Source organism: Blastococcus saxobsidens, from assembly GCF_010682065.1.
Lineage (GTDB): Bacteria > Actinomycetota > Actinomycetes > Mycobacteriales > Geodermatophilaceae > Blastococcus > Blastococcus saxobsidens_B.
The window spans coordinates 23,254-49,237 of the sequence record NZ_JAAGWG010000025.1 but is presented as its reverse complement, the minus strand read 5'-3'; the positions used below and the strand labels follow the sequence as shown (position 1 = coordinate 49,237).

Below are 25,984 nucleotides of genomic sequence, written 5' to 3'. Positions count from 1 at the left end.
GGCCATGACAGACGCCCGAGTCGCTCGGGCCAGGATCAGGAGCACGCGATGACGCGCTTCCGCAAGACCGCAGGCCAGTCGGGCCGGGTCGTGTTCGTCGGCGCCGGACCCGGTGACCCCGGCATGCTCACCGCCCGCGCCTCCGCCGCGCTGGCCGAGGCCGCCGTGGTGCTGGTGGACCCCGACGTCGCCGCCCCGCTCCAGGACGCCGTCCGCGAGGCGAACCCCGACACCGAGCTGACGCCGGTCTCCGGCGAGCCGGCCGACATCGCCAAGGGCGCCGTGGCCGCTGCCAAGAGCGGGTCGGTCGTGGTCCGGCTCGTCGTCGGTGACCCCTACACCTCCGACGAGGTGGTGAAGGAGGTCCTCGCCGTCGGCCGCACCTCGGTGCCCTTCGACGTCGTGCCCGGTGTCGCCACCGCGACCGCCGTCCCCGCCTTCGCCGGCGTGGCCATGGGCAGCACCACCGTCGCTGCCGACCTGCACGGCGGCGCCGACCTCGGCGCGCTCGCCGCCGCCACCTCCGGCACCGGCGGCACGCTGGTCCTGCAGGGGACCGCCGAGGAGCTGCCCGACGCCGCCGCGCGGCTGATCGAGGGCGGCCTCTCCGCGAACACGCCCGTGGTCGTGACCACCGGCGGTTCGGGCACGGGTCAGAAGAGCATCGTCGGCAAGCTCTCGGCGGTGGCCGAGAAGACCGCCGGGCTCGACCCGCTGAGCGGCCCGGTCGTGGCCACGATCGGCTCGATCGTCGACAAGCGCGCCCGGATGTCGTGGTGGGAGAGCCGCCCGCTGTTCGGCTGGCGGGTGCTCGTGCCGCGCACCAAGGACCAGGCCGGCGAGATGAGCGACCGGCTGCGCGCCTACGGCGCCGTCCCGGTCGAGGTGCCGACGATCGCCGTGGAGCCGCCGCGCAGCCCGGCACAGATGGACCGGGCGATCAAGGGCCTGGTCACCGGCCGCTACGGCTGGATCGTCTTCACCTCGGTCAACGCGGTGAAGGCGGTGCGCGAGAAGTTCGTGGAACTGGGCCTGGACGCCCGCGCGTTCGCCGGCGTGAAGGTGGCCTGCGTGGGCGAGCAGACCGCCCAGGCGGTCCGCGACTTCGGCATCGTGCCCGAGCTCGTGCCCACCGGCGAGCAGTCCAGCCACGGTCTGCTGGCCGACTTCCCCGAGTACGACGACGTCCTGGACCCGATCAACCGGGTGCTGCTGCCCCGGGCCGACATCGCCACCGAGACGCTCGCCGCCGGCCTGGTCGAGCGCGGCTGGGAGATCGACGACGTCACCGCCTACCGCACCGTCCGGGCGGCCCCGCCGGCCGCGTCGGTGCGCGAGGCGATCAAGGGCGGCGGCTTCGACGCGGTCTGCTTCACCTCCTCGAGCACGGTGCGCAACCTGGTGGGCATCGCCGGCAAGCCGCACGCGAAGACCGTCGTCGCGGTCATCGGCCCCGCCACCGCCGCCAGCGCGCAGGAGTTCGGCCTGCGGGTGGACGTGCAGCCGGAGACGGCGGCCGTCGCGCCGCTGGTCGACGCGCTGGCCGAGTACGCCCTGTCGCTGCGCGAGGCGGAGGACGGCGAGGGCAAGTGAGTGACGGCTTCGCCCGCGGGCGCCGGCTGCGGTCGACGCCCGCGCTGCGGCGGCTGACCGCCCAGACCCGGGTGGCCCCGGCCGACCTGGTGCTGCCGGTCTTCGTCAAGGAGGGCATCGACGCAGCCGTCCCCATCGGCTCGATGCCCGGTGTCGTGCAGCACACGCACGACTCGCTGCGGAAGGCCGCGCACGAGGCGGCAGAGGCCGGCATCGGCGGGCTGATGCTCTTCGGCATCCCCGCCGACAAGGACCCCGTGGGGTCCCAGGCCGACGCCGCCGACGGCGTGGTCAACCAGGCGCTGCAGAACCTGCGGGCCGACCTGGGCGACGAGCTCGTGCTCATGGCCGACCTGTGCCTGTGCGAGTACACCGACCACGGGCACTGCGGGGTGGTCACGCCCGCCAGGGGTGGGATCCGGGGGCAGGGCGGGGCGATGGTCGTGGACAACGACCCGACGCTGGACCGCTACGCCGCGGTGGCGATCGCGCAGGCACAGGCCGGGGCCCACCTGGTCGCGCCCAGCGGGATGATGGACGGGCAGGTGGCGGCCATCCGCGCCGGCCTGGACAGCGCCGCCTTCACCGAGGTCCCGATCCTGGCCTACGCGGCCAAGTACGCGTCGGGGTTCTACGGGCCGTTCCGCGAGGCGGCCGAGGGTGCGCCGCAGTTCGGCGACCGGTCGACCTACCAGATGGACCCGCCCAACGCCGACGAGGCGCTGCGCGAGGTGGCGCAGGACCTGGCCGAGGGCGCCGACGCCGTCATGGTGAAGCCCGCGCTGCCCTACCTGGACATCGTCCGCCGGGTCGCCGACGCGGTGCAGGTGCCGGTGAGCGCCTACCAGGTCAGCGGCGAGTACGCGATGGTCGAGGCGGCCGCCGCCAACGGCTGGATCGACCGGGAGCGCGCCATCCTGGAGACGCTGACCGCGATCCGCCGCGCCGGCGCCGGCCAGGTGCTCACCTACTGGGCGGTCGAGGCAGCCCGCCTGCTCGCCCGCGGCTGAGTCGATGGCCGCGCCGGCGGAGGAGTACGTCGAGCCCGGGGGCTCCTGGACACCGTTCTGGACGGTGGCCGGGGTCCTCGGGCTCTTCCTCGTCGCGGACCTCGTCCTGCCGGGCCCGGACGTCCCGCCGCTGCTGTGGCTGGTGGCCGTGGTGTCGGTCCTCGGGGTCGTCGCCGCGGGCACGCTGTCGGCGCAGCGGCTGTGGACGGTGCGCGTCCAGGGCGCCGGGCCCGACCGCGCGCTGATTGTCGGGCGGGAGCGCGTGCCGCTGGCCGACATCGACGCCGACCACCTGCGCTCGGTGGACGCCGGGGTGGACGCCGGCGCGCCGGTGCTCGGGGGCGGCTGGTCCCTGCCGCGCGGCCGCACCGGGCTGCCCCTGAAGCTGGTCGACGGCCGCACAGTGCTCGTTCCCACTCGCGATCCGGCCGCCCTCCACGCCGCCCTCCTCGATCCGCAGGGGACACTGGAACCGTGACCTCGCCGGACAGCTCGACGTATCCCTACGAGGCCCCGGTGTCGGCCGGCCTCTTCGCCCGCGGCCAGGAGATCACCCCCGGCGGGGTGAACTCGCCGGTGCGCGCGTTCCGCGCCGTCGGCGGCACCCCGCGCTTCATGGCGGAGGGCTCGGGCCCCTGGCTCACCGACGCCGACGGCCGCCGTTACGTGGACCTGGTCAGCTCCTGGGGGCCGATGATCCTCGGGCACGCGCACCCCGCCGTCGTCGACGCGGTGGCCTCGGCGGCCCGCCGCGGCCTGTCCTTCGGCGCCCCGACCGAGGGCGAGCTGGACCTCGCCGAGGAGATCCGGGCCCGGATGGCCCCGGTCGAGCGCGTGCGGCTGGTCAACTCCGGCACCGAGGCCGTGCTCTCGGCGGTCCGGCTGGCCCGCGGCGCCACCGGCCGGCCGCTGCTGGTCAAGTTCGCCGGCCACTACCACGGCCACGTCGACGCGCTGCTCGCCTCGGCCGGCTCCGGCGTCGCCACCCTCGGGCTGCCCGACACCCCGGGGGTCACCACCGGCGCCGCCGCCGACACCATCGTGCTGCCCTACAACGACGTCGCCGCCGTCGAGGCCGTCTTCGCCGAGCGCGGCAGCGAGATCGCCGCGATCATCAGCGAGGCCGCGCCCGGCAACATGGGCGTCGTCCCGCCGCTGCCCGGGTTCAACGCCGCACTGCGCCGGATCACCGCAGCCCACGGCGCGCTGCTGATCCTCGACGAGGTCATGACGGGGTTCCGGGTGTCGCGGTCGGGCTGGTACGGGCTGGACCCCGTCGACGCCGACCTGTTCACCTTCGGCAAGGTCATGGGCGGTGGCCTGCCGGCCGCCGCGTTCGGCGGGCGCGCGGACCTCATGTCCCAGCTGGCGCCCAGCGGGCCGGTCTACCAGGCCGGCACCCTGTCGGGGAACCCGGTGGCCGTGGCCGCCGGCCTGGCGACGCTCCGCAACTGCACCGACGAGATCTACGCGTACTGCGACGAGGTGTCGGCCGTGCTGCGGGGTGCGGCGAGCGCCGCGCTGTTCGCCGCCGGGGTGCCGCACCGGGTGCAGCAGGCCGGCAGCATGTTCTCGATCTTCTTCGTGCCCGACGAGCGCCAGGTGCGCGACTACGCCGACGCGCGCACCCAGGACGTCACCCGCTACACCGCCTTCTTCCACGCCCTGCTGGCCCGCGGCGTGTACCTGCCGCCGTCGGCGTTCGAGTCCTGGTTCGTCAACGCCGCGCTGACCGGCGAGGCCCTCGACCGCGTGCTCGAGGCGCTGCCGGCCGCCGCCCGCGCGGCGGCCGCGGTGCCCGGCGACGACCGCCCCGCCGACCAGGACCTCTCCGAGGTCAGCTCGTGAGCGGGACCACCGTCGTCCACCTGCTGCGGCACGGGGAGGTGCACAACCCCGGCGGCGTCCTCTACGGGCGGCTGCCCGGGTTCCGCCTCTCCACCACCGGGGAGGCGATGGCCCACGCGGCCGCGGAGTGGTTCGCCGGGCGCGACGTCACCCACCTGGTCTCCAGCCCGCTCGAGCGCGCCCAGCAGACGGCCCGGCCGCTGGCCGAGGCCACCGGGCTGCCGGTCACCCTGGACGACCGGCTGATCGAGGCCGGCAACGCCTTCGAGGGCATGGCCGTGGCCGGAGGAGCCGGCGTCTTCCGCGCCACGGGCAACTGGTGGAAGCTGCGCAACCCGTTCCGGCCGTCCTGGGGGGAGCCCTACGTGGAGATCGCCGCGCGGATGCTCGCCGCGGTCGAGGCGGCCCGCGACGCCGCCCGCGGGCACGAGGCGGTGCTGGTCAGCCACCAGCTGCCCATCTGGACCACCCGGCTGCACCTCGAGGGGCGTCGCTACGTGCACGACCCGCGGCGCCGGGAGTGCGCCCTGGCCAGCGTCACCTCGGTCACCTACGACGGCGACACGCTGCGTGGCGTCGGCTACGCCGAGCCGGCCGGCGCCACCGATCCCGACGCGGTGCCGGGCGCATGACCACCCCGCGGAAACGCTCCGCCGGCGCTCCACGTCGCCGCAGGGGCCCCGGGAGGCGGCTGGTCCCGGCCTTGCTGGCGGCCGCGCTGCTCACGGGGTGCTCCACCGGCTCGGACGCCGTCGACGTCAACAACGGCGGCGAGTTCCGGTTCGTCGCGGGCACCCCGCGCGGCGAGGTGATCCCCCCGGCCGAGCGGGCGTCGGCACCGGCGTTCTCCGGCACGCTGCTGGGTGGCGGGGACTTCTCCTCGACCGAGCTGGACGGGGAGGTGGCGGTGATCAACTTCTGGGGGTCCTGGTGCCCGCCCTGCCGGGTGGAGACGCCGGAGTTCCAGGAGGTCTACGCCGACGTGCGTGACGAGGGCGTCGAGTTCCTCGGCATCAACGTCAAGGAGACCAGCGACCAGTTCGCGACCGCGTTCGTGGAGAAGTTCGGCATCGAGTTCCCCTCGCTGTACGACCCGCGGGGCGAGGTGGCCCTGGCCTTCCGCGACTACCCGGCCACCGCCATCCCCTCGACGATCGTGCTCGACCGCGAGGGCCGGGTGGCGGCCGTCTACACCGCCGAGGTGTCGCAGGAGGATCTGCGCAGCACCCTGGACCTGATCCTGGCCGAGGAGGTCTGAGGTGGGGGAGACCTTCGCGGGGCTGGTCACCGACGGGCCGCTGCTCGTCGCCGCGGCCGTGTCCGCCCTCGTCGGGCTGATCAGCTTCGCCTCGCCCTGCGTGCTGCCACTGGTGCCGGGCTACCTCTCCTACGTCACGGGGCTGGTCGGCAGCGGGACGGCGGCGACGGCGACGACGGCGCCCGCCCCCGCCGGGCAGGGGCACGGCGGGGGCGCCGCCACCGCGGTGCTCCCCGGAACCGACGAGCGCCCGCCCCGGGGCCGGATGGTCCTCGGCGCGGTGCTGTTCGTCCTGGGCTTCACGGCCGTGTTCGTGGCCTTCGGTGCCTTGTTCGGCGGGCTGGGCCGGCTGCTGCTCGTGCACAACGAGCTGATCACCCGGGTCATGGGCGCGGTCACCGTCGTCATCGGCCTGGCGTTCCTCGGCCGGGTGCCGTTCCTGCAGCGCACCGCGCGGCTGTCGGCGCGCCCGGCCGTCGGGCTGGCGGGCGCGCCGCTGCTCGGCGTGGTGTTCGCCCTGGGCTGGACCCCGTGCATGGGGCCGACCCTGGGTGCGGTCCAGGGGCTGGCCTTCGTCGAGGCCACCGCCGGCCGGGGCGCGCTGCTCTCGGTCGCCTACTGCCTGGGCCTGGGGGTGCCCTTCGTCCTGGTCGCGCTGGGTGCCCGCTGGGCCGTGGGCGCCACGTCGTTCCTCCGCCGGCACGCCGCGGCCGTGACCCGGTTCGGCGGTGTCGTGCTGGTGGTCGTGGGCCTGCTGCTGATGACCGGGGCGTGGACGGAGATGATGGGCTGGCTGCGTTCCTGGCTGGCCGCCACCGGCTTCGCGGAGACGTCGCTGTGAGCGGACAGCGGCGTGAGCTTCGCAGCGAGGAACGAGCGAGGAGCGGAGCGCTGCGCGGGAGCGAGCTGGTGACATCGTGAGCATCGAGGCGCCCCCGCGGCCGGCCACCCCGCCGTCGCCGTCCCCGCAGCCCTCGTCCGGGCGGCGGGCCGGCGCCGTGCTGCTCCGCTGGTGGCGGCGGCTGACCGCCATGCGGACGGCGATCATCCTGCTGTTCCTGCTGGCGCTGGCGGCCGTCCCCGGCTCGCTGCTGCCGCAGCGCTCGCTGTCGCGCAACGCCGTCACCCGGTACTTCGCCGACCATCCCGACCTCGCGCCGGTGCTGGACCGGCTGTACCTGTTCGACGTCTTCAGCTCGCCGTGGTTCGCCGCGGTCTACCTGCTGCTGTTCATCTCGCTGATCGGCTGCGTGATCCCGCGGGCGCTGGAGCACTTCCGCGCGCTGCGCACCCCGCCGCCGCCCGCGCCCCGCAACCTGCTGCGGCTGCCCGACTCCGGCCGGCTGGACAGCCCGCTGGCCCCCGCTCCGGCGCTGGACGCAGTCGAGGAGGAGCTGCGGGTCCGCCGGTTCCGCGTCGTCCGCCGGGAGACCGCGCGCGGTCCCGAGCTGTCGGCCGAGAAGGGCTACCTCAAGGAGACCGGCAACCTGCTGTTCCACCTCTCCCTGCTGGCCCTCCTGCTGGGCCTGGCGGGCGGGAAGCTGTGGGGGTACGAGGGCAGCATCCTGGTGACCGAGGGCCAGGGCTTCTGCAACACCTTCCAGCAGTACGACACCTACTCCTCGGGTCCGCTGGTCGACAGCGATGACCTGAGCTCGCTGTGCGTCGACCTCGACCAGTTCCGGGCCGAGTACGAGGAGAACCTCACCGCCTCCTCGTTCACCGCCGACATCCGGTACGGGGAGCCGAACGGCGAGGACCGGGCGACGACGATCGGCGTCAACGATCCGCTGCGGATCGACGGGGACCGGGTCTACGTCACCGGGCACGGCTTCACCCCGTGCTTCACCGTGCAGATCCCCGGCGGCAGCTCGTTCGACGACGTCTGCGCCCCGTTCCTGCCCACCGACCAGACGACGCTGGCCAGCGAGGGGGCGCTCAAGCTGCCCGACCTCGGCGCCGGGCAGGACGACCAGCTCGCGATCGAGGGCTTCTTCGCCCCGACCGGCCTGATGCAGGGCGGGCTGCTCACCTCGATCGACCCGCGGCCCCTGGCGCCGCAGGTCGCGATCATCGCCTACCAGGGCTACCTGGGCCTGGACTCCGGGCTGCCGCAGTCGGTCTACTCCCTGGACGCCACCCAGATCGAGCGCGGCCGGCTGACCGAGGTCGGCGCGGCGAACCTGTCGGTGGGGGAGACGCTCGACCTGCCGGACGGGACGCAGGTGACCTTCTCCGGCTACAAGGAGTTCGCCGCCCTCCAGTACTCGCACGACCCGGGCCAGCTGTGGGTGCTCGGGTCCGCGATCGCACTGCTGGCCGGCCTGCTCGGCCTCCTGCTCCTGCGGCGGGAACGGGTGTTCGCCCGGGCCGAGGCCGCCGCCGACGGCGGAGGTACCGTGCTCTCGCTCGCCTCGCTCACCCGGGGCGGTGGTGAGAGCCGGCCGCGGTTCACCGCGCTGTCCGACGACCTGCGCGACGCCCTCGCCACGGCGGCGTCCCGCACCGCACCCGACCCGGAGGTCCCCTCCCGTGACTGAGTCCGCGCTGGCCGAGCTGTCCGACAGCCTCTTCTCCGTGAGCGTCGCGCTCTACTCCGTCGCCCTGGTCGCCTTCTGCGCCCAGTTGGCGTTCGGCCGACGGACCGAGCGCACCCGCGAGGTGGTCGGCGCCTCCGCGTCCGCGTCCGGCGGCGTCCTCCTGGACGACGCGCCGCAGGCCGCGCCGCGACCGGCCGGCGGCACGGACCAGGGCAACCGCTGGGGTGCGATCGCGATCGGCGTGACGGCGCTGGGCGCGCTGGCCCACACCGGCGTCCTCGTCACCCGCGGCATGGCGGTCGACCGCCTGCCCTGGGGCAACATGTACGAGTTCGCGACGGCGGTCGTGCTGGTCGCCGTCGTGGCCTACACCGGCCTGGCGCTGCGCACGCCCAACCTGCGGCACATCGGCGTCTTCGTGCTCGGACCCGTCGTGCTCGCCCTCGTCGCGATCGGCCTGGGCCTCTACACCGAGGCCGCGCCGGTGGTCGCCGCCCTGCGGTCGTACTGGCTGGCCATCCACGTCAGCGCCGCGATCCTCGGGTTCGGCGTTTTCATGGTGAGCGGCATCGCCAGCGTGCTGTACCTGGTGCGCTCGCGACCGGGCGCCGACGCCGGCACGGGCTTCGTGTCCCGGCTGCCCTCGGCCGACGTGCTCGACCGGCTGGCGCACCGGACCGCCGTCTTCGGCTTCCCGATCTGGACGTTCGCGGTCATCGCCGGCGCCATCTGGGCCGAGGCCGCCTGGGGCCGGTTCTGGGGGTGGGACCCGAAGGAGACCTGGTCGTTCGTCGCCTGGGTGGTCTACGCCGCCTACCTGCACGCCCGCACGACGGCCGGCTGGCGCGGTCGCCCGGCGGCCTGGGTGAACGTGGTCGGGCTCGCGGTGATGATCTTCAACCTGACGTTCGTCAACCTGGTCTCCACCGGCCTGCACAGCTACGCCGACGTCGGCTGAGGCCCCGGCGGTACGCCCGTCCGGGGGAGAGCCGCGGCCGGCACCGGTGACGGATGTCGCAGGCCCGTGCTTCCATGCCCGCATGGAGCACAGGGACAGCAGCCGGGCCGGCGCGGAGGTGCGGCATGGGTAGGCACGCCGCGGCCGACGGCGCCTCGGCGCACCCGCTGGTCGCCGCCGCGCTGGCGCAACGGGCCGCCGACGGCACGGGCGCGCGCCGGGGGGACCCGGCGTCCGGTGGCGACGGCGGCGACGTGGGCTGGCCGGTCCCGCCGGCGCCCACCGCTCCCGAGCCCGGGGAGGCCCCCGTGGGCTGGCCCGGCGGTGCCGGGCAGGAGGACCAGGACGAGCAGGACGTCCAGGACGTCGCGGTCAGGGCCGAGCAGGCCCGGCCGCGACGCGGGTGGCGCCGGCTGTTCGGGTCCGCTCCCGCGGCCTAGGTCAGGCGGGCGAGCCGTCGTCCTTGCGGGCGCGGCGGCCCAGCTCGCGCAGGAACTCGGGGTCGTCGTCCGGCGCGATCGGGCGCACCGGCCCCTGCGGCCGGCGCGGAGCCCGGCCGGCGCGCGGCGGACCGTCCGGCCTGCCGGACGCGATCGCGGCGCGCACCACCACCAGCACCACGACGACCGCCAGCAAGAGAAACACCAGGAAAACCACGGGCCCACCCCCTCGTCGGACACCAGCGTACGACCGTCGGGATACTCGGTGCCGTGAGCGGGACGTCCCGCTCACGGGCGAGGACGGAGAACTCCCATCGACGCGGTGGACCAGCAGCTGATCGATCTGCTGCGCGCCAACGGTCGCGCCAGCTACGCCGAGCTCGCGCGTCAGGTCGGGCTCTCCTCACCCGCGGTGCACGAGCGGGTGGGCAAGCTGGAGACAGCCGGCGTGATCACCGGCTACCGCGCCGTGGTCGAGCCGTCGGCGGTCGGGCTGGACGTCACCGCGCTCATCGGGGTCATCGAGAGCGACTCGGTGGACGACACCGGCCTCGAGGCGGCGATGCGCGAGGTCCCCGGCATCGAGGACTGCTGGCGGGTCGCCGGCAGCGAGGGCTACGTGCTGAAGGTGCGCGTGACCGACATCCCGGCACTCGAGGCCACCGTCAACGCGTTGAACCGGATCAGAGGGGTCGCTCGGACCCGGACGACGGTCGTCCTGTCGACCAAGTGGGAGGGCCGCCATGGCTGAGAAGAAGACGACCGGCAGCACCCCGGCCGGCGCCGCTGCGCCCGTGGGCCCGGCCGGCGGGACGGCGACGCCGCCCGCGGTGCTGCCCTGGGCGCTCATGTACGTGGTGGGCCGGCTGTCCATCACCGCGGCGCTGGTGCTGATCCTGTGGCTGGTGGGGCTCGGCAGCTTCCCCGGCCTGCTCTTCGGCCTGCTGCTGTCGATGCCGGTGTCCTACCTGCTGCTGCGCCCCTCCCGGGACCGGCTGACCGAGGCGCTGGCCGCCCGCGCCGTCGCCCGGAAGGCGGCGAAGGAGGACCTGCGCAAGCGGCTCAGCGGCACCGAGTGAGCCGGCCCGCGCTCAGCTGAGCGCGAGCCCGGCCCCGAGCAGCACCCCGGTGACCAGGGTGACCACCCCGGTGGCCTGGAGGACGGCGATCAGCGCCGGCCCGCGCGCTCCGGAGAGCACCGTGCGCGCCGGCGTCACAGCCAGGGGAGCGGCAGCCAGTCCGAGCAGCGCCCAGGGCCGAGTCGCGCCGACGGCGGCCACGACGGCGAAGGCGACGACGAAGAGGCCGGCGAACAGCAGCCGGGTCGCCCGGTCGCCCAGCAGGACGGCGAGGGTGCGCTTGCCCACCTCGGCGTCACCGGCCAGGTCGCGCAGGTTGTTGACCACCAGGATCGCGACGATCAGCAGCCCGATCGGCACCGAGACCGCGAACGCCAGCCACTCCACGCTGCGGGTCTGCACGAAGGTCGTGCCCACGACGGCGACCGGGCCGAAGAAGACGAAGACGAACACCTCGCCGAGCGCCCGGTAGCCGTAGGGCAGCGGGCCGCCGGTGTAGGTCCAGGCCGCCGCCATGCACACCGCGCCGACCGCCACCAGCCACCAGCTGGAGAGGGCGGCGAGCGCGAGCCCGGCCACGCCCGCGACGGCGAAGGACAGCAGCGCCGCGACCAGCACCTGGCGCGGGGTGGCCGCACCCGAGCCGACCAGCCGCATGGGGCCGACCCGGTCGGCGTCGGTGCCGCGCTTGCCGTCGGAGTAGTCGTTGGCGTAGTTGACCGCGACCTGCAGGGCCAGGGCGACCAGCAGGGCGAGCAGGGCCGGGCCGAGGCGGAAACCGTCGAGGGCGACGGCCGCGCCGGTGCCGACGAGCACGGGCGCCAGCGCGGCGGGCAGCGTGCGCGGGCGGGCTCCGGCCAGCCACTGGGCGGGGGTGGCCATCAGACCTCCGGGGTGCGGGCCGCGACGGCGCGGCGGTCGGGCTTGCCCGTGTGCAGGGTGGGGATCGTGTCGAGCAGGTGCAGCCGGCGCGGTGCGGCCGGGGCGCCGAGGCGGTCGGCGACCCAGCTGCGCAGCTCGGCCAGGTCGGGTCGCGCCGTGCCCACGGGGACGACGGCGGCGACGACCCGCTGCCCCCACTCGGGGTCGGGGTGGCCGAATACGACGGCGTCGGCGACGGCGGGGTGCTCGCGCAGCGCGGCCTCGACCGCGGCCGGGGCGACGTTGACCCCACCGGAGACGACGACGTCGTCCAGCCGGCCGTGCACGGTGAGCCGGCCGTCGGGGTCCAGCGTGCCGGCGTCCCGGGTGCGGAACCAGCCGTCGGCGAACGCGGCGGCGGTCCCCTCGGGGTCGCCGCGGTAGCCCAGGGCGAGGGTGGGCCCGGCCAGCTCGATCCCCCCGCCGCCGGGTCCTGCGGGCCCGCCGTCGGCGACCCGGACGCCGACGCCGTCGAGCGGCACCCCGTCGTAGACGCACCCGCCGGCGGTCTCGGTCATGCCGTAGGTCGTGACGACGGCGACGTCCGCGGCCCGGGCGCGGTCGAGCAGCGCGGGATCGGCGGCCGCGCCGCCCACCAGGACCGCGTCGAAGGCCCGCAGCGCGTCGGGTTCGGTGTCCAGCCAGCGCCGCAGCTGCGTGGGGACCATGGAGGTGTAGCGGCGGTCGCCGGCCGGCATGCGGGCCACGGCGTCGGCGAGCGTCCCGCCGGAGGGGAGCCGGGTCGGGGCCCGGCCGCCCAGCAGGGCCCGGCAGACCACCTGCAGGCCGGCGATCGCCGACACCGGCAGCGCCAGCAGCCAGCTGCCCGGGCCGCCGATCCGGTCGAGGGTCGCGGTCGCCGAGGCGCGCAGCGCGGCGGCGGTGAGCAGCACGCCCCGGCCGCCGCCGGTCGAGCCGGACGTGACGACGACGAGGTCGGTGCCCGGTTCCAGCGGCTCGTCGGGGCGGAGCGCGGCGCGGGCGGCGTCGACGACGGCCGGAGGTCCGGTGGGGAGGACGGCCAGGGGACGGCTGCCGTCGAGGGCGGCGCGGACCTCGTCGTCGGAGAGCTCGGCCGCGGGCACGACGGTGAGCTGCCTGCCCGTGCCGCCTGCCCACCTCCCACCCACGAGGGACGAGCGTATTCGGCCCCTGCAGGGACCCGCCGCGAGCCTGCGAGTGGCGGGGGGCAGGGGGTCCTTCTCCTACGCTGATCACCATGACCGCCGCCCCCGCCGCCGCGCTGCCGGCGGGGATCACCGAGCTCGCCGTCTACGAGGTGCCGCTGCGCAGCCGCTTCCGCGGCATCGACGTCCGCGACGGGGTGCTGCTGCGCGGCCCGGCCGGCTGGGGCGAGTTCTCCCCGTTCTGGGACTACGACGCCGCCGAGAGCCGGCGCTGGTGGGCCTCGGCGGTGGAGTCCGCCCTCGAGGGCTGGCCGGCGCCGGTGCGGAGCTCCGTGCCGGTGAACGTGACCGTGCCGGCGGTCGGCCCGGAGCGGGCGCACGCGATCGTGGCCGGCTCGGGCTGCCGCACCGCGAAGGTGAAGGTCGCCGAGCCGGGTCAGTCCGCCGCCGAGGACCGGGCCCGGGTGGAGGCGGTGCGCGACGCGCTGGGGCCCGCCGGCGCCATCCGGGTGGACGCGAACGCCGCCTGGGACGTCGACACGGCGGTCGCCCGCATCCGGGAGCTCGACGCCGCGGCCGGCCTGGAGTACGTCGAGCAGCCGTGCGCCGGCCTGGCCGACCTGGCCGCGCTGCGCCGCCGGATCGACGTCCGGGTCGCCGCGGACGAGGTGGTGCGCCGGGCCGACGACCCGCTGCGCGTGGACCTGCGCGAGGCCTGCGACGTCGTCGTCCTCAAGGTGCAGCCGCTCGGCGGCGTCCGTGCGGCGCTGCGGGTGGCCGAGGCACACGGCCTGCCGTGCGTGGTGTCCTCCGCGCTGGAGTCCTCGGTCGGCATCGCCGCCGGGGTGGCCCTGGCCGCCGCGCTGCCCGAGCTGCCGTTCGCCTGCGGCCTGGCCACGGTCGCGCTGTTCACCGGCGACGTGACGTCGTCCCCGCTGCTGCCGGTCGACGGCGCCCTGCCGGTGGGTGCCCGCGAGCCCGACCGGCTGGCCGGCGTCGCCGCGAGCGGGGCGACCGCCGCCCGCTGGCGCACCCGGCTGGACGAGGTGCTCGCCGCGTGAACCCTTCCACCGCCTTCGCGCGGGTGCTGGTCGACGAGCTGGTCCGCGGCGGGGTGACCGACGCGGTGCTCGCCCCCGGTTCCCGCTCCGCCCCGGTCGCGCTCGCGCTGGCCGCCGCCGAGCGGGACGGCCGGTTGCGGCTCTTCGTGCGCATCGACGAGCGGACGGCCGCGTTCCTCGCGCTCGGGCTGGCCAAGGCGTCCGGGCGCCCCGTGCCGGTGCTGACGACGTCGGGGACGGCCACCGCGCACCTGCACGCAGCGGTGCTGGAGGCCGACGCCGCCGGGGTACCGCTGCTGGCGCTGACCGCCGACCGGCCGCCGGAGCTGCGCGCCACCGGGGCCAACCAGACCATCGAGCAGGCCGGGCTCTACGGCGGCGCGGTGCGCTGGGCGGTCGACGTCGGTGTGCCCGAGGCGGGCCGCGAGGAGGCGCAGAACCGCTACTGGCGCTCGCTGGTGGCCAAGGCGCTGACGGTGGCCTCGGGTGCCCTGTCGGACGACCCGGGCCCGGTGCAGCTGAACCTGGCGCTGCGCGAGCCGCTGATGCCCGACGACGAGCCCGGCGAGCTCACCGGTCCGTGGGCCGGGCGGCCCGGCAGCGCTCCCTGGACCGCGGCGGAGCGCGCGCCCGGCTACGCGGCCACGGCGCACCGGCTGCCCCCGCGGACGCTCGTGATCGCCGGGGACGGTCCGCTGCACGCCGCACCCGGGCTCGACGGCGACGTCCCCTGGCCCGTGGTCGCCGAGCCGAGCAGCGGGCGCTGGGGCGGTGCGCTGCGGGGTGGGGTCCTGCTGCTGGGCGCGCGCGACTGGTTGGCCGCGCACCGGCCGGACTCCGTGCTGGTCGTGGGCCGGCCGACGCTCTCCCGGCCGGTCAACGCGCTGCTGGCCGATCCCGCGGTGACGGTGGAGACGGTCAGCGCCTCCCCCCGGTGGGCCGACGCCGTCCGGTCCAGCTCCCGCGTCTCGCGGCTCTTCATCGGGGCCGACGGGGACGTCGACACCGAGTGGGCGGCGACCTGGCGGGCCGCTGCCGAGCGGGTCGGCTCCGCCGTCGACGCGGTGCTGGACCCGGCGGCTCCGCTGACAGCCGCCCGGCTCGCGCGCGACGTCGTCGCGGCACTCCCGCCCGGCGCGCTGTTCGTGCTGGGGTCCTCGACCCCGGTGCGCGACGTCGACCGGCTGGCGGTGCCGCGGGCCGACGTCACCGTGCTCGCGAACCGGGGGGCGGCCGGGATCGACGGCACGATCTCCACGGCCGTGGGTGCCGCGCTGACCCATCCGGGGCCGGTGTTCGCGCTGATGGGCGACCTGACCTTCCTGCACGACCTGACTGGCCTGCTGCTCGGCGAGGGCGAGGCGCGGCCGGACCTCACCGTGGTCGTCCCGGACAACGACGGCGGCGGCATCTTCGCCCAGCTGGAGCCGGGGGAGGACCGCTACGCCGCGGACTACCGCCGGGTGTTCGGCACGCCGCACGGGCGGGACCTCGTGGCGGTGGCCACCGCGCTGGGCTGGTCGGCGTCGCGGGTGGGGTCGGCCGGGGAGCTGCCCGGCGCCCTGGCGCTGGGCGGGCCGCGGATCGTCGTCGTCCGCACCGATCAGCGGGCCGAAGCCGCCCTGGCGAAGGACCTGCGCACCGCCGCCACGGTGGCGCTGCGCGCCTGAGGAATCCTGCGGATTCCTTGCGGTTGCCTCGCGGGTGCCCTGCGGTTGGCGCGGCAGAGTCCTCCTGGCACGGGGGACGCGCCCCGGCGGGAGCGGTGAGAGGAGTTCGACGATGACCCAGCACCTGCTGCGCTCGTTCCGCCTGCTGGCGGCAACGGTCGCGGTCGCCGCCGGGATCGCCGGATTCGCTCTGGGGGACACCGCTCCCGCCGAGGCCACCCCGACCGACCTCGTGCTGGTCGGGGCCCGCTGACCCGGTGGTCCGCTCGGGGCCTCAGCCCTCGAGTGCGGCCTGGAAGGCGGCGAACTTCGACTGGGTCTCGGCCAGCTCGGCGGCCGGGTCGGAGCCGGCGACGATCCCACAGCCGGCGAACAGCCGCGCGCCGTCGTCGCCGACGAGCTCGGCGCAGCGCAGCGCCAGCCCGAACTCGCCGTCGCCGCTCGCGTCCAGCCAGCCGACGGGCCCGGCGTAGCGGCCGCGGTCCATGCCCTCCAGCTCGCGGATCAGCGCGGCGGCGTCGGGGGTGGGGGTGCCGCAGACGGCCGCGGTCGGGTGCACGGCGCCGACGAGCTCCAGCAGGTCCGCGCCGGAGGCGGGGCCGCCGGCGGCCTGCGTGCCGAGCAGGTCGGTGGCCAGGTGCCGCACGTTGGCCAGGGTGAGCAGCTGCGGCTCGGCCGGGGCGTCGAGGGCGGCGCAGTAGGGCTCCAGCGCCTGCACCAGGGAGTCGACGGCGAGGGTGTGCTCGGCGCGGTCCTTGGCGGAGGCCAGCAGCGCCCGGGCCAGCCGCTCGTCCTCGGCGCCGGCGCCTCGGGGCGCGGTGCCGGCGAGCACGCGCGCCGACAGCTGCCGGCCGGTGCGGCGCAGCAGCAGCTCCGGCGTCGCCCCCAGCAGCCCGTCGACGGCGAAGGTCCAGCAGTCGGGGAAGCGCGCGGCCAGCCGGCGCAGCATCCGGCGCGGGTCCAGCGGGACGTCGGCGGAGACGAGCAGGTCGCGGGCGAGCACCACCTTGGCCAGCTCGCCGGCGTCGATCCGCTGCACGGCCGCCGCCACGGCGGCGCACCAGCTCGCCGGGTCCAGGGCGCCGTCGGCGTAGCGGAGGCGGAGAGCCGGGCCGTCGTCGTGCTGGTGCGGGGCGGGCAGGGTCGGGGCGGTGCCGACAGCGGTGACCCAGCCGACGCCGTCCCGTCGTCCCACGACGACCTCGGGGACGACGAACACCGACGTCCCCGCGACCGGGTCGAAGGCGATGCTGGCGAACAGCACCGGCCCGGAGCCGGGCACCCCCAGCTCGTCGTCGACGTCGAGGGCGGCGGTGTACTCGTCCCACCAGGCGGCCGCCCGGGCCAGCGCGCGCGGGCCGGTGACCTCCAGCCGGGCGGCCTCGCCCCAGCCGACCAGGCCCTCGCCGCGGCGCACCCAGGACAGGCCGCCGGTGGCCGGGAGCAGGTCCAGCAGCTCGCCGGCCGCGTCGGACCGGACCGTGGTGACGGTGCGCGACGCCGCTGCCGGGGAGGTCAGGGCGGCCGCGGTCACGTGATCAGAGTAAGAGGCCTTGTAGCGTCGATGCCGTGGCAGACCGGCGAGAGAACCCGCACACCGCCGGCCTGCGGGCCGGGCTCGACAAGCGACCGGCCGAGGTCGCGGCCATGTTCGACCGCGTCGCGAAGCGCTACGACGTCACCAACACCGTGCTGTCGGGCGGCCTCGACGCCTCCTGGCGGCGGGCCACCCGGGAGGCGCTGGGTGCCCAGCCGGGGCAGACCGTGCTCGACGTCGCGGCCGGCACGGCGGTCTCCACCGTGGAGCTGGCGGCCGGGGGTGTGCGAGCCATCGCCTGCGACTTCTCCCAGGGGATGCTGCGCGCCGGTGCCGCCCGTCGGGTGCCCAAGGTGGCCGGCGACGCGATGGCCCTGCCGCTGGCCGACGAGAGCGTCGACGGCGTCGTCATCTCCTTCGGCCTGCGCAACGTGGCCGACCCCGACGCAGCGCTGCGCGAGTTCGCCCGGGTCACCAGGCCCGGCGGCACGCTGGTGGTCTGCGAGTTCTCCAGCCCCACGTGGTCGCCGTTCCGCACCGTCTACACCGAGTACCTGATGAAGGCGCTGCCGCGGATCGCCCGGGCGGTGAGCAGCAATCCCGAGGCCTACGTCTACCTGGCCGAGTCGATCCGCGCCTGGCCCGACCAGGCCGCGCTGGCCGGGCGCGTGCAGGACGCCGGCTGGTCCGACGTGGCCTGGCAGAACCTCACCGGCGGCATCGTCGCGCTGCACCGGGGCCGCAAGGTCTGATCGTCGAGGCCCTCGCGAACGACGGGCCGGACCGCCGGATCGACGAGAACTGTCGTACCCCGAACATATGTTCGACCCATGACCACCGCCGCGCCGCCCCGCAGCGCGGTCGAGGGTGCGCTCGTCGGCTGGCTCCAGGAGCAGCGGCCCACGGTGCCACGTCTGCCGGTCGGCCTGCTGTCGCCAGCGGAGAAGGCCGCGGAGCTGCAGCGCGTCCAGGCGCGCAGGGCGATGGACTCCGCCTACGAGGCGGAGCTGGTCATGGCGCTGGCGGGGGACCGGCCCGACACCGATGACCCGCCGCCCGGCCACCCCGGTGCGCGACGCCGGGGTCCCGGCTCGCCGGTGCCGGGAGCGAGCGAGTTCCTGCCCCAGGAACTGGCGCTGGTGCTGAACTGCTCGCCGACCTTCGCGGCCGGGGTGCTCTCGGACTCCTATGCACTGGTCGAGCGGATGCCCGCGGTGTGGGCGGCGTGCGGTGAGGGGCGGCTGGACTGGTTCCGCGCACGGGTGTTCGCCGACGTGCTCGGGCACGCCTCCGACGAGGTCGTCGGCGTGGTCGTCCCGGCGCTGCTGCCGGTGGCGGCACGGCTGTCCTCGGGCCGGTTGCGCCGGCGGTTGGTGGCGGCCGCGGTCGCTGCCGACGAGGAGTTCGCCGAGCGGCGGCGGATCGAGGCCGAGGCGCGGGCCGACGTGCGCGTCCGCCCGATCGGCGACGGGATGTCGGCGCTGACCAGCGAGCTGCCCGCGCCGGTGGCGGCGGCGATGTGGTCGACGATCGACCAGGCCGCGCAGCTGGCGAGGACCGGCGGGGACGACCGGCCGATCGGGGTGCTGCGCGCAGAGGCGCACGCGGCGCTGGTGCTGCGGCCGTGGGACACCTCCCGTCCCGCGGTGACCGGGCACGTCACGGTGGTCGCTCCGCTGCCGGCGCTGCACCCGGCGGCCGGTCCGCCCCGTGACGGCGTGGTCGCCGGTGGGGAGCTGGGGCCGAGCGTGGACGGCACCCCGATCACGGCCGGGCATCTGCGCGAGCTGCTCGCCCAGCTCGGCGCGCTCGGGGTCCGGACCCCGGACGGAGGGAGCCTGGCGGTGGCCGTCGTCGACGAGGACGGCGCCGTGCTGGCGGCCGTCTCGGCCGCCGAGCTGCGCCGCCTCGCGGTGCGTGGCTGTCGCAGGCACGGCGGGGAGGCCGCATGCGGCTGCTCGATCGTCGGCCGCCCGATGCCGGTGGACGGCCACGACCCGTCCGCCGCGCAGGAGCGTTTCCTGCGGCTGCGGGACCGGACGTGCCGGCATCCGGGCTGCTCGCAGCCGGCCGGGCGCACCGACGCCGACCACGTGCTGCCCTACGACTGCGGTGGACGCACCGGCTGCGAGAACCTGTGCTGCCTGTGCCGCACCCATCACCGGCTCAAGACCTTCGCCCGTGACTGGCGCTTCGAGCTGCTGCCCGACGGCACCCTGTCGGTGACCACGCCCAGCGGGATCACCCGCACGACCCGCCCGCCGGGCCTGCGCGACCTCACCGATCAACCGGCCCTCCCACCACCGCCACGACCACCGCGACGGCCCGTGGACCCGCCGCCCTTCTGACCTGCGATCCCCGGCACGCCGTGCCGGCCGGACGGCGGGTGCCCCCGGCGTCCGGTGAGCAGTCGTTCCTGCGCCTGCTGGGAGCCGCCGCTTCTACTAGCGTCGGGACCATGACCACCTCGCCCGAACCGCAGCCGAACGAGCCGTCCCCGGTCGAGCCGTTGCCGGACCCCATCCCGAAGCCGGACCCCGATCAGCCGGGTGAGCCCCAGCCGGAGTCGGACCCGGTGCCGGTGGTGTAGCCGGCGTGCCGCGCGTCCGCTACGCCGACCGGCGTGACGCCGGAAGGGTCCTGGCGGGCGCGCTCGCCGGGCGGGCCGACGCGGGGGCACTCGTGCTCGGCCTGCCCCGCGGCGGAGTGGTCGTCGCCGCCGAGGTGGCCGCAGCCCTCGGCGCGGAGCTGGACGTGCTCGTCGTCCGCAAACTGGGCGTGCCCGGTCATCCGGAGCTCGCCATGGGCGCGATCGCCGCGGTCGGCGACGCCGTGGAGACCGTCTGGGTCGCGGCGGTCGTCGACCGGGTGGCCCCCGACCGCGCCGCCGTCGCCGCCGTCCGCGAGCGCGAACTGGTCGAGCTCCACCGCCGCCGCGCCGCCTACCGCGGCGACCGGCCGCCACCCGCCGTCCGCGGTCGCCACGTCGTCCTGGTCGACGACGGCCTCGCCACGGGTGCCACCGTCCGCGTCGCGATCCAGGCCCTGCGCGCCGCCTCGCCCGCGCGCCTCACCGTCGCGGTGCCCGTCGGGCCGCCCTCCGTCGTCGCCCACCTGGCCGCACAGGTCGACGAGCTGGTCTGCCCCTACGTGCCCGAGGAGTTCCGCGCGGTGGGCCAGGCCTACGCCGACTTCTCCGAGACCACCGACGAGACGGTGATCGGCGCCCTGCGATGAGGGGGGTGTTGTCAGCAAGGTCACACCCAGACCTAGACTCAAACCCAGCGACTTTGTGAACCTTTTCACAAGGTCCCGCGACTCGACGGTGGAGCGGGGGTGGTGGTCATGGCGGACGCGACGGCCGAGCGCCGCGCCGACGTCGTCGTGGTGGGGGCCGGCCCCGCCGGCTCCAGCGCCGCCTGGCACCTCGCCCGCACCGGCCTGGACGTGGCGCTCCTGGAGAAGGCCGAGTTCCCCCGGGAGAAGGTCTGCGGCGACGGCCTGACCCCGCGCGGGGTCAAGGCGCTCCAGGACATGGGCGTGGACACGACCGCACCGGGCTGGGTGCGCCGCCGCGGACTGCGCGTGCACGGGGGCGGCCGCGTCGCCGAGGTGGACTGGCCGCGGCTGGACTCGTGGCCCGACCACGGCCTGGTCCGCACCCGGAGCGAGCTGGACGCCCTGCTCGCCGCCCACGCCCAGGACGCCGGCGCCCGCCTGGTCACCCGGACCACGGTCACCGAGCCGCTGCTGGACGACGACGGACGGGTCGCCGGCGTCCGCGCGGAGGCCGGCGACGACCGGGAGCCGGTGACCTGGCGCGCACCGCTGGTCGTCTCCGCCGAGGGTCTCTCCGGTCGGCTGGCCAAGAGCCTGGGCCTGCTGCGTCGCACCGACCGGCCGCTGGGGGTGGCGCTGCGCCGGTACGTCCGCAGCCGACGCACGGACGACCAGTACCTCGACATCGCCTTCGACCTCACCGCCGAGGGCCCGAGCCGTGAGTCGATGCCCGGCTACGGCTGGATCTTCGGGATGGGCGACGGCACCGCCAACGTCGGCTACGGCCTGCTCGACACCCGTCGCGGCACCGGCGCTGACCGGCGGGTGATCCTCCGGCGCTGGCTGGACCTCTTCCCAGCCGAGGACGGGCTGCGCGAGGAGGACGCCGTCACCCCGCTGCGCGGTGCCGGACTCCCCATGGCGCTCAGCCGCGGCCCGGCGTACTCGCGGGGGCTGCTCCTCGCCGGCGACACCGCGGGCACGGTCAACCCCTGCAACGGCGAGGGGATCAGCTACGCCCTGGAGAGCGGCCGGATGGCCGCGGAGGCCGCCGCGGCCGCGCTCGCCGCGCCCGACGCCGCGGCGCGGGAGGCGGTCCTGCAGCGCTACCCCGAGCGGCTGCGGGACGAGCTCGGCCGTCACCACCGGCTGGGCATGGGCTTCCTCGCCCTGCTCGCCCGCCCCGGCGTCGTCCGGCTGGCCACAGCGCGGGGCCTGCGCCGCCCCGCGCTGGTCGACGGCGCGCTGCGGCTCATGGGCAACCTGACCGACGGCCGGGACGGTGACGCCGTCGACCGCGCCCTCGCCGTCCTCCTCCGACTCACCCCGGCGGCCTGAGCCATGACCTCCGTGCCGACGTGTCGACCCGACACGAACTCTCCGTGTCGCCATAGTGACCCGGACGTGACCGACCTCACCCTAGGGTGCCGCTGATGCTCTCGAACTACGTCCCGATCATCGGGCTCTTCGTGCTGGCCGCAGCCTTCGCGCTGTTCTCGGTCACCGCGGCGCCCTACGTCGGTCCGCGCCGTCACAACCGGGCCAAGCTCGAGCCCTACGAGTGCGGGATCGAGCCGGTGGACCAGCCGCTCACCGGCGGTCGCTTCCCGGTGAAGTACTACCTGACGGCGATGCTGTTCATCGTCTTCGACATCGAGATCGTCTTCCTCTACCCGTGGGCCGTGCACAACGACGCCCTGGGCGTCTTCGGCCTGGTCGCGATGGCCGTCTTCATCGGCACGGTCTTCATCGCGTTCGCCTACGAGTGGCGGCGCGGCGGGCTCGAGTGGGACTGAGGGGAGTCTGACCATGGGTCTCGAGGAGAAGATCCCCAGCGGCGTGCTGCTGACCAGCGTGGAGAAGCTGGTCAACTGGACGCGCAAGTCGTCGCTGTGGCCGGCCACGTTCGGGCTGGCCTGCTGCGCCATCGAGATGATGGCGTCGGGCGCCGGCCGCTACGACCTGGCCCGGTTCGGCATGGAGGTCTTCCGCGCCTCGCCGCGCCAGGCCGACCTGATGATCGTGGCCGGCCGGGTGAGCCAGAAGATGGCGCCGGTCCTGCGGCAGATCTACGACCAGATGCCCGAGCCCCGCTGGGTGCTCGCCATGGGGGTCTGCGCCAGCTCCGGCGGCATGTTCAACAACTACGCGATCGTCCAGGGCGTCGACCACATCGTCCCGGTGGACATGTACCTGCCCGGCTGCCCGCCGCGGCCCGAGATGCTCATGGACGCGATCCTCAAGCTGCACCACAAGATCCAGCACGAGCCGCTGGGTGAGAAGCGTGCCCGTCAGCTGGCCCGTGCCGAGGCCGACGGGACGGCGAAGGACCTGCACGTCGAGATGCCGTCGACCGTGCGCGCGGACAAGAACGCGCGGCGGGCCTACGAGGAGGCCGCGGCGGAGGGCCGCACCGGTCAGTTCCTCATCGAGCAGCGCGGCGGCAACGCCGTCCTCCTGCCGGGGGAGCGTGGCCGATGAGCAACGACGGCGGTTCCGACGTCGCGCCCGGCCGCGAGGAGGCCGGCTACGAGGACAGCACGGCGCCCTCGGGCGGGTTCCGGAAGGGCTCGTTCGGCGTCAGCGGCAGCGGCGACACCTCCGGCTTCGGCGGCCTGGTCCGCGTCGAGCCGGGCGGCGCGGTGGCCCTGCACTCCACCGAGCGCCCCTACGGCGGCTGGTTCGACGAGGTCACCGACGCGCTGATCGACGCCGTGGGGCAGGCGGTCTACGACGACGCCGTCCAGCGGGTCCTGGTCGACCGCGGCGAGATCACCTACTTCGTCGGCCGCGAGCACCTGCTGCAGTTGGTCCAGGCGCTGCGCGACGACGAGGCGCTCCGATTCGAGCTGTGCAGCAGCGTCTCCGGCGTCGACTACCTCGACAGCGGCGGCCCCGCCGTCGACCCCGGCCGGCCGCGGCTGCACGTCGTCTACCACCTGACCTCGATGACCTACCGGCGCCGGATCCGGCTGGAGGTCGCCGTCACCGCCGAGGACCCGCACGTCCCGTCGGTCGCCCGGATCTACCCGACGGCGGACTGGCACGAGCGGGAGACCTTCGACATGTTCGGGATCGTCTTCGACGGCCACCCGGGGCTCACCCGGATCCTCATGCCCGACGACTGGGACGGTCACCCGCAGCGCAAGGACTACCCGCTGGGCGGGATCCCGGTCGAGTACCACGACGCCACCATCCCGCCGCCGGACACGCGCCGGGCCTACCGGTGAGGGGCACGCCATGACCACCACCTACGACCCGTACGCCGGTTCCCGGGAGACCACCGAGGGGCGGGTCTACACCGTCACCGGCGGGGACTGGGACACCGCACTCGGTGCCGATCCGCACGCCGACGAGCGGCTCGTGGTCAACATGGGCCCGCAGCACCCCTCGACCCACGGCGTGCTGCGCCTGGTCCTCGACCTCGAGGGCGAGACGGTGACCAAGGCGCGGGTGGTCATCGGCTATCTGCACACCGGCATCGAGAAGAACACCGAGTACCGCAACTGGGTGCAGGGCACGACCTTCGTGACCCGCATGGACTACCTGGCCCCGCTGTTCAACGAGGCCGGCTACTGCATGGCCGTCGAGAAGCTGCTGGGCATCGAGGTGCCGCAGCGCGCGCAGACCATCCGCGTCCTGGTCATGGAGATCAACCGGATCGCCTCGCACCTGGTCGGCCTGGCCACCGGCGGCATGGAGCTCGGCGCGCTCACCGCGATGACCAACGGCTTCCGCGAGCGGGAGATGTGCCTGGACCTGCTCGAGGAGATCACCGGCCTGCGGATGAACCACGCCTACATCCGCCCCGGCGGACTGGCGCAGGACCTCCCCGAGGGCGCCGTCGAGCACATCCGCGAGTTCCTGGAGGTCATGCCCAAGCGGGTCGCCGACTTCCACCGGCTCCTCACCGGTCAGCCGATCTGGCAGCGCCGGCTCAAGGACGTCGGCTACCTCGACGTCACCGGCTGCCTGGCGCTCGGCGTCACCGGGCCGATCCTCCGGTCGGCCGGCCTGCCGTGGGACATGCGCAAGGTCGAGCCCTACCTGGGCTACGAGACCTACGACTTCGAGGTGCCGACCTCCGACACCTGCGACGCCTGGGGCCGCTACCTCGTCCGCATGGCCGAGGTGAACGAGTCGCTGAAGCTCATCGCGCAGGCGCTGGACCGGCTGGAGCCCGGTCCGGTGATGGTCTCCGACCGCAAGATCGCCTGGCCGGCGCAGCTGTCCCTGGGCCCCGACGGCATGGGCAACTCCGCGGAGCACGTCGCGCACATCATGGGCCAGTCGATGGAGGCCCTGATCCACCACTTCAAGCTGGTCACCGAGGGATTCCGGGTGCCGGCCGGCCAGGTGTACGTGCCGATCGAGTCGCCCCGCGGGGAGCTCGGCTACCACGTGGTGAGCGACGGCAGCACGAGGCCGTGGCGCGTCCACGTGCGCGACCCCAGCTTCGTCAACCTGCAGGCCACGGCGGCGATGAGCGAGGGCTCCATGCTCGCCGACGTCATCGCCGCCATCGCTTCGATCGACCCCGTGATGGGAGGAGTCGACAGGTGAGTGCACTTCCCGGTTCCCCTGAGGCTGCTGCGACGACCGGGCTGGACGACAGCCCGGTCCTCCCCGCGCCGATCGACCTGCCGCCGCTGACCGAGCAGACCCGTATCGAGGCGCGGGAGATCATCGCCCGCTACCCGGTGGCGCGCTCGGCGCTGCTGCCGATGCTGCACCTGGTGCAGAGCTACCAGGGCTACGTCAGCCCCGAGGGCGTCGCGCTGTGCGCCGAGGAGCTCCGGCTGACCAAGGCCGAGGTGGGCGCGGTCGCCACCTTCTACACGATGTACAAGCGCCGCCCGACCGGCCGGCACATCGTGAGCGTCTGCACCAACACGCTGTGCGCCGTCCTCGGCGGGCAGCGGATCATGGACGCGCTGAGCGCCGACCTCGGCGTCCACCACGACGAGACCACCGCCGACGGCTCGATCACCCTCGAGCACGCCGAGTGCCTGGCCGCCTGCGACTACGCGCCGGTGGTCACCGTCGACTACGAGTTCTACGACCAGCAGGACGTCGAGAGCGCCCGTGAGCTGGTCGCCGCGCTGCGCCGGGGCGAGAAGCCGCACCCCACCCGGGGCGCCCCGCTCACCGACTTCCGCGGCATCTCCCGGCAGCTCGCCGGGTTCTCCCAGCACCCCGACCAGGCCGCCGCCGCTGTCGCCGTCGACGCCCCGGGCAACTACGAGCCGACGCTGCGCGGCCTGCGGCTGGCCGCCGAGCGCGGCGAGTCCGCGCCGCCGATGCGCGGGCGGGAGCCCGAGCCCGCCGACACCGCGGAAGGACCCCGTCCTCCCCACCCTTCGCAGGCTCAGGGCGGGCCCCGGGACGGGGCCGGGGAGACGGTGCGGCCGTCCGGGGACACCGGTGAGACGCCGGGTCAGGAGGCGGCCGACGCCCGCGTCGCCGCCGCCGACACCCCGGCCGAGAAGGCCGGCGCGGCCGGGGCGCACCCCGATGCCCCGGAGCCCGCCGGCCGGCGGCTGCCCGACGGCCGCGAGGGCACCGACACCCCCGCGGGCCGGGAGCCCGGAACAGGCGGGCAGGGCCCCGACGGCCCGTCCCGCACGATCGAGGGCCGCGGCCCCGCGCGGAGGCGATGAGCG

At 75.4% G+C, this 25,984-nt stretch carries 29 protein-coding genes; 25 read left to right on the top strand and 4 right to left on the bottom strand.

Going from position 1 to position 25,984, the window contains the following annotated elements; all coding sequences use genetic code 11:
* Positions 1 to 48 precede the first annotated feature (48 nt).
* The 10 genes from GCU60_RS15420 to GCU60_RS15375 all read left to right on the top strand — a co-directional run bounded on the left by GCU60_RS15420 (position 49) and on the right by GCU60_RS15375 (position 9,647).
* On the top strand, positions 49 to 1,593 hold the full coding sequence (locus GCU60_RS15420) for a uroporphyrinogen-III synthase (RefSeq protein ID WP_163206793.1): 1,545 nt from the start codon (positions 49 to 51) through the stop codon (positions 1,591 to 1,593).
* Positions 1,590 to 2,603 carry a porphobilinogen synthase gene (hemB, locus tag GCU60_RS15415; protein WP_163206791.1) on the top strand — a complete coding sequence of 338 codons (1,014 nt, stop codon included), beginning with the start codon at positions 1,590 to 1,592 and terminating at the stop codon, positions 2,601 to 2,603. The genes GCU60_RS15420 and hemB overlap by 4 nt, the downstream gene beginning before the upstream one ends.
* Before the next feature lie 4 nt (positions 2,604 to 2,607).
* On the top strand, positions 2,608 to 3,081 hold the full coding sequence (locus GCU60_RS15410; RefSeq protein WP_163206788.1) for a hypothetical protein: 474 nt from the start codon (positions 2,608 to 2,610) through the stop codon (positions 3,079 to 3,081).
* Positions 3,078 to 4,451 (top strand): glutamate-1-semialdehyde 2,1-aminomutase, encoded by a 1,374-nt coding sequence (gene hemL / locus GCU60_RS15405; protein WP_163206786.1) that lies wholly within the window; start codon positions 3,078 to 3,080, stop codon positions 4,449 to 4,451. Before GCU60_RS15410 ends, hemL begins: the two co-directional genes overlap by 4 nt.
* A complete protein-coding gene (locus GCU60_RS15400; protein ID WP_163206783.1) occupies positions 4,448 to 5,083 on the top strand; it encodes a histidine phosphatase family protein in 636 nt (211 codons plus the stop codon). The genes hemL and GCU60_RS15400 overlap by 4 nt, the downstream gene beginning before the upstream one ends.
* A 71-nt stretch (positions 5,084 to 5,154) precedes the next feature.
* On the top strand, positions 5,155 to 5,709 hold the full coding sequence (locus tag GCU60_RS15395) for a TlpA family protein disulfide reductase (protein ID WP_239521266.1): 555 nt from the start codon (positions 5,155 to 5,157) through the stop codon (positions 5,707 to 5,709).
* Position 5,710: 1 nt separating this feature from the next.
* Positions 5,711 to 6,550 (top strand): cytochrome c biogenesis protein CcdA, encoded by an 840-nt coding sequence (locus GCU60_RS15390; protein WP_163206779.1) that lies wholly within the window; start codon positions 5,711 to 5,713, stop codon positions 6,548 to 6,550.
* Positions 6,551 to 6,626: 76 nt separating this feature from the next.
* The gene (gene resB / locus GCU60_RS15385) at positions 6,627 to 8,249 is read left to right on the top strand and encodes a cytochrome c biogenesis protein ResB (protein WP_163206777.1); all 1,623 of its coding nucleotides are present in this window, start codon (positions 6,627 to 6,629) and stop codon (positions 8,247 to 8,249) included.
* A complete protein-coding gene (ccsB, locus tag GCU60_RS15380) occupies positions 8,242 to 9,207 on the top strand; it encodes a c-type cytochrome biogenesis protein CcsB (protein ID WP_163206774.1) in 966 nt (321 codons plus the stop codon). Before resB ends, ccsB begins: the two co-directional genes overlap by 8 nt.
* A 125-nt stretch (positions 9,208 to 9,332) precedes the next feature.
* Positions 9,333 to 9,647, top strand: a complete 315-nt coding sequence (locus tag GCU60_RS15375; RefSeq protein ID WP_163206772.1) for a hypothetical protein — start codon at positions 9,333 to 9,335, stop codon at positions 9,645 to 9,647.
* A gap of 1 nt (position 9,648) precedes the next feature.
* On the opposite strand, the gene GCU60_RS15370 is transcribed toward GCU60_RS15375, so the two are convergent.
* Entirely contained in the window at positions 9,649 to 9,864 is a 216-nt protein-coding gene (locus GCU60_RS15370; RefSeq protein WP_163206771.1) for a hypothetical protein, read from the bottom strand.
* Positions 9,865 to 9,969: 105 nt separating this feature from the next.
* On the opposite strand from GCU60_RS15370, the gene GCU60_RS21680 reads away from it, so the two are divergent.
* On the top strand, positions 9,970 to 10,398 hold the full coding sequence (locus GCU60_RS21680) for an Lrp/AsnC family transcriptional regulator (RefSeq protein WP_345770626.1): 429 nt from the start codon (positions 9,970 to 9,972) through the stop codon (positions 10,396 to 10,398).
* Positions 10,391 to 10,726 (top strand): DUF4229 domain-containing protein, encoded by a 336-nt coding sequence (locus tag GCU60_RS15360; RefSeq protein ID WP_163206768.1) that lies wholly within the window; start codon positions 10,391 to 10,393, stop codon positions 10,724 to 10,726. The genes GCU60_RS21680 and GCU60_RS15360 overlap by 8 nt, the downstream gene beginning before the upstream one ends.
* Before the next feature lie 12 nt (positions 10,727 to 10,738).
* On the opposite strand, the gene GCU60_RS15355 is transcribed toward GCU60_RS15360, so the two are convergent.
* Positions 10,739 to 11,608, bottom strand: coding sequence for a 1,4-dihydroxy-2-naphthoate polyprenyltransferase (locus GCU60_RS15355; protein WP_163206766.1), 870 nt, complete (start codon positions 11,606 to 11,608; stop codon positions 10,739 to 10,741).
* Positions 11,608 to 12,777 carry an o-succinylbenzoate--CoA ligase gene (menE, locus tag GCU60_RS15350; RefSeq protein WP_345770625.1) on the bottom strand — a complete coding sequence of 390 codons (1,170 nt, stop codon included), beginning with the start codon at positions 12,775 to 12,777 and terminating at the stop codon, positions 11,608 to 11,610. The genes GCU60_RS15355 and menE overlap by 1 nt, the downstream gene beginning before the upstream one ends.
* Before the next feature lie 89 nt (positions 12,778 to 12,866).
* On the opposite strand from menE, the gene GCU60_RS15345 reads away from it, so the two are divergent.
* From GCU60_RS15345 to GCU60_RS15335, 3 genes are all read left to right on the top strand, one after another.
* Positions 12,867 to 13,835 (top strand): o-succinylbenzoate synthase, encoded by a 969-nt coding sequence (locus GCU60_RS15345; protein ID WP_163206764.1) that lies wholly within the window; start codon positions 12,867 to 12,869, stop codon positions 13,833 to 13,835.
* Positions 13,832 to 15,505 carry a 2-succinyl-5-enolpyruvyl-6-hydroxy-3-cyclohexene-1-carboxylic-acid synthase gene (gene menD, locus GCU60_RS15340; protein ID WP_163206762.1) on the top strand — a complete coding sequence of 558 codons (1,674 nt, stop codon included), beginning with the start codon at positions 13,832 to 13,834 and terminating at the stop codon, positions 15,503 to 15,505. The genes GCU60_RS15345 and menD overlap by 4 nt, the downstream gene beginning before the upstream one ends.
* A gap of 112 nt (positions 15,506 to 15,617) precedes the next feature.
* Positions 15,618 to 15,758, top strand: a complete 141-nt coding sequence (locus GCU60_RS15335) for a hypothetical protein (RefSeq protein ID WP_163206760.1) — start codon at positions 15,618 to 15,620, stop codon at positions 15,756 to 15,758.
* Positions 15,759 to 15,779: 21 nt separating this feature from the next.
* Here the strand turns inward: GCU60_RS15335 and GCU60_RS15330 are convergent, their stop codons facing one another.
* On the bottom strand, positions 15,780 to 17,039 hold the full coding sequence (locus GCU60_RS15330; RefSeq protein WP_163206758.1) for an isochorismate synthase: 1,260 nt from the start codon (positions 17,037 to 17,039) through the stop codon (positions 15,780 to 15,782).
* A 35-nt stretch (positions 17,040 to 17,074) separates the two neighbouring features.
* Here GCU60_RS15330 and GCU60_RS15325 point away from each other — a divergent pair, with 35 nt between their 5' ends.
* The 10 genes from GCU60_RS15325 to nuoE all read left to right on the top strand — a co-directional run bounded on the left by GCU60_RS15325 (position 17,075) and on the right by nuoE (position 25,981).
* Positions 17,075 to 17,794: a demethylmenaquinone methyltransferase gene (locus GCU60_RS15325; RefSeq protein WP_163206756.1), complete on the top strand. Its 720-nt coding sequence runs from the start codon at positions 17,075 to 17,077 to the stop codon at positions 17,792 to 17,794.
* A gap of 78 nt (positions 17,795 to 17,872) precedes the next feature.
* Positions 17,873 to 19,390: an HNH endonuclease signature motif containing protein gene (locus GCU60_RS15320; protein WP_163206754.1), complete on the top strand. Its 1,518-nt coding sequence runs from the start codon at positions 17,873 to 17,875 to the stop codon at positions 19,388 to 19,390.
* Positions 19,391 to 19,500: 110 nt separating this feature from the next.
* Positions 19,501 to 19,632, top strand: coding sequence for a hypothetical protein (locus GCU60_RS21155; RefSeq protein WP_275585567.1), 132 nt, complete (start codon positions 19,501 to 19,503; stop codon positions 19,630 to 19,632).
* A 5-nt stretch (positions 19,633 to 19,637) separates the two neighbouring features.
* Complete coding sequence (locus GCU60_RS15315) at positions 19,638 to 20,279, top strand: phosphoribosyltransferase family protein (protein ID WP_163206752.1); 642 nt, start codon at positions 19,638 to 19,640, stop codon at positions 20,277 to 20,279.
* 108 nt (positions 20,280 to 20,387) lie between these two features.
* Complete coding sequence (locus GCU60_RS15310; protein ID WP_163206750.1) at positions 20,388 to 21,659, top strand: geranylgeranyl reductase family protein; 1,272 nt, start codon at positions 20,388 to 20,390, stop codon at positions 21,657 to 21,659.
* Between the two features lie 95 nt (positions 21,660 to 21,754).
* Positions 21,755 to 22,117, top strand: coding sequence for an NADH-quinone oxidoreductase subunit A (locus tag GCU60_RS15305; RefSeq protein ID WP_163206748.1), 363 nt, complete (start codon positions 21,755 to 21,757; stop codon positions 22,115 to 22,117).
* Between the two features lie 13 nt (positions 22,118 to 22,130).
* Entirely contained in the window at positions 22,131 to 22,802 is a 672-nt protein-coding gene (locus GCU60_RS15300; RefSeq protein WP_163206745.1) for a NuoB/complex I 20 kDa subunit family protein, read from the top strand.
* Positions 22,799 to 23,551 carry an NADH-quinone oxidoreductase subunit C gene (locus GCU60_RS15295; RefSeq protein ID WP_163206743.1) on the top strand — a complete coding sequence of 251 codons (753 nt, stop codon included), beginning with the start codon at positions 22,799 to 22,801 and terminating at the stop codon, positions 23,549 to 23,551. The genes GCU60_RS15300 and GCU60_RS15295 overlap by 4 nt, the downstream gene beginning before the upstream one ends.
* Before the next feature lie 10 nt (positions 23,552 to 23,561).
* Entirely contained in the window at positions 23,562 to 24,884 is a 1,323-nt protein-coding gene (locus tag GCU60_RS15290; protein WP_163206741.1) for an NADH-quinone oxidoreductase subunit D, read from the top strand.
* The gene (gene nuoE / locus GCU60_RS15285) at positions 24,881 to 25,981 is read left to right on the top strand and encodes an NADH-quinone oxidoreductase subunit NuoE (protein ID WP_163206739.1); all 1,101 of its coding nucleotides are present in this window, start codon (positions 24,881 to 24,883) and stop codon (positions 25,979 to 25,981) included. The genes GCU60_RS15290 and nuoE overlap by 4 nt, the downstream gene beginning before the upstream one ends.
* Positions 25,982 to 25,984: the final 3 nt, after the last annotated feature.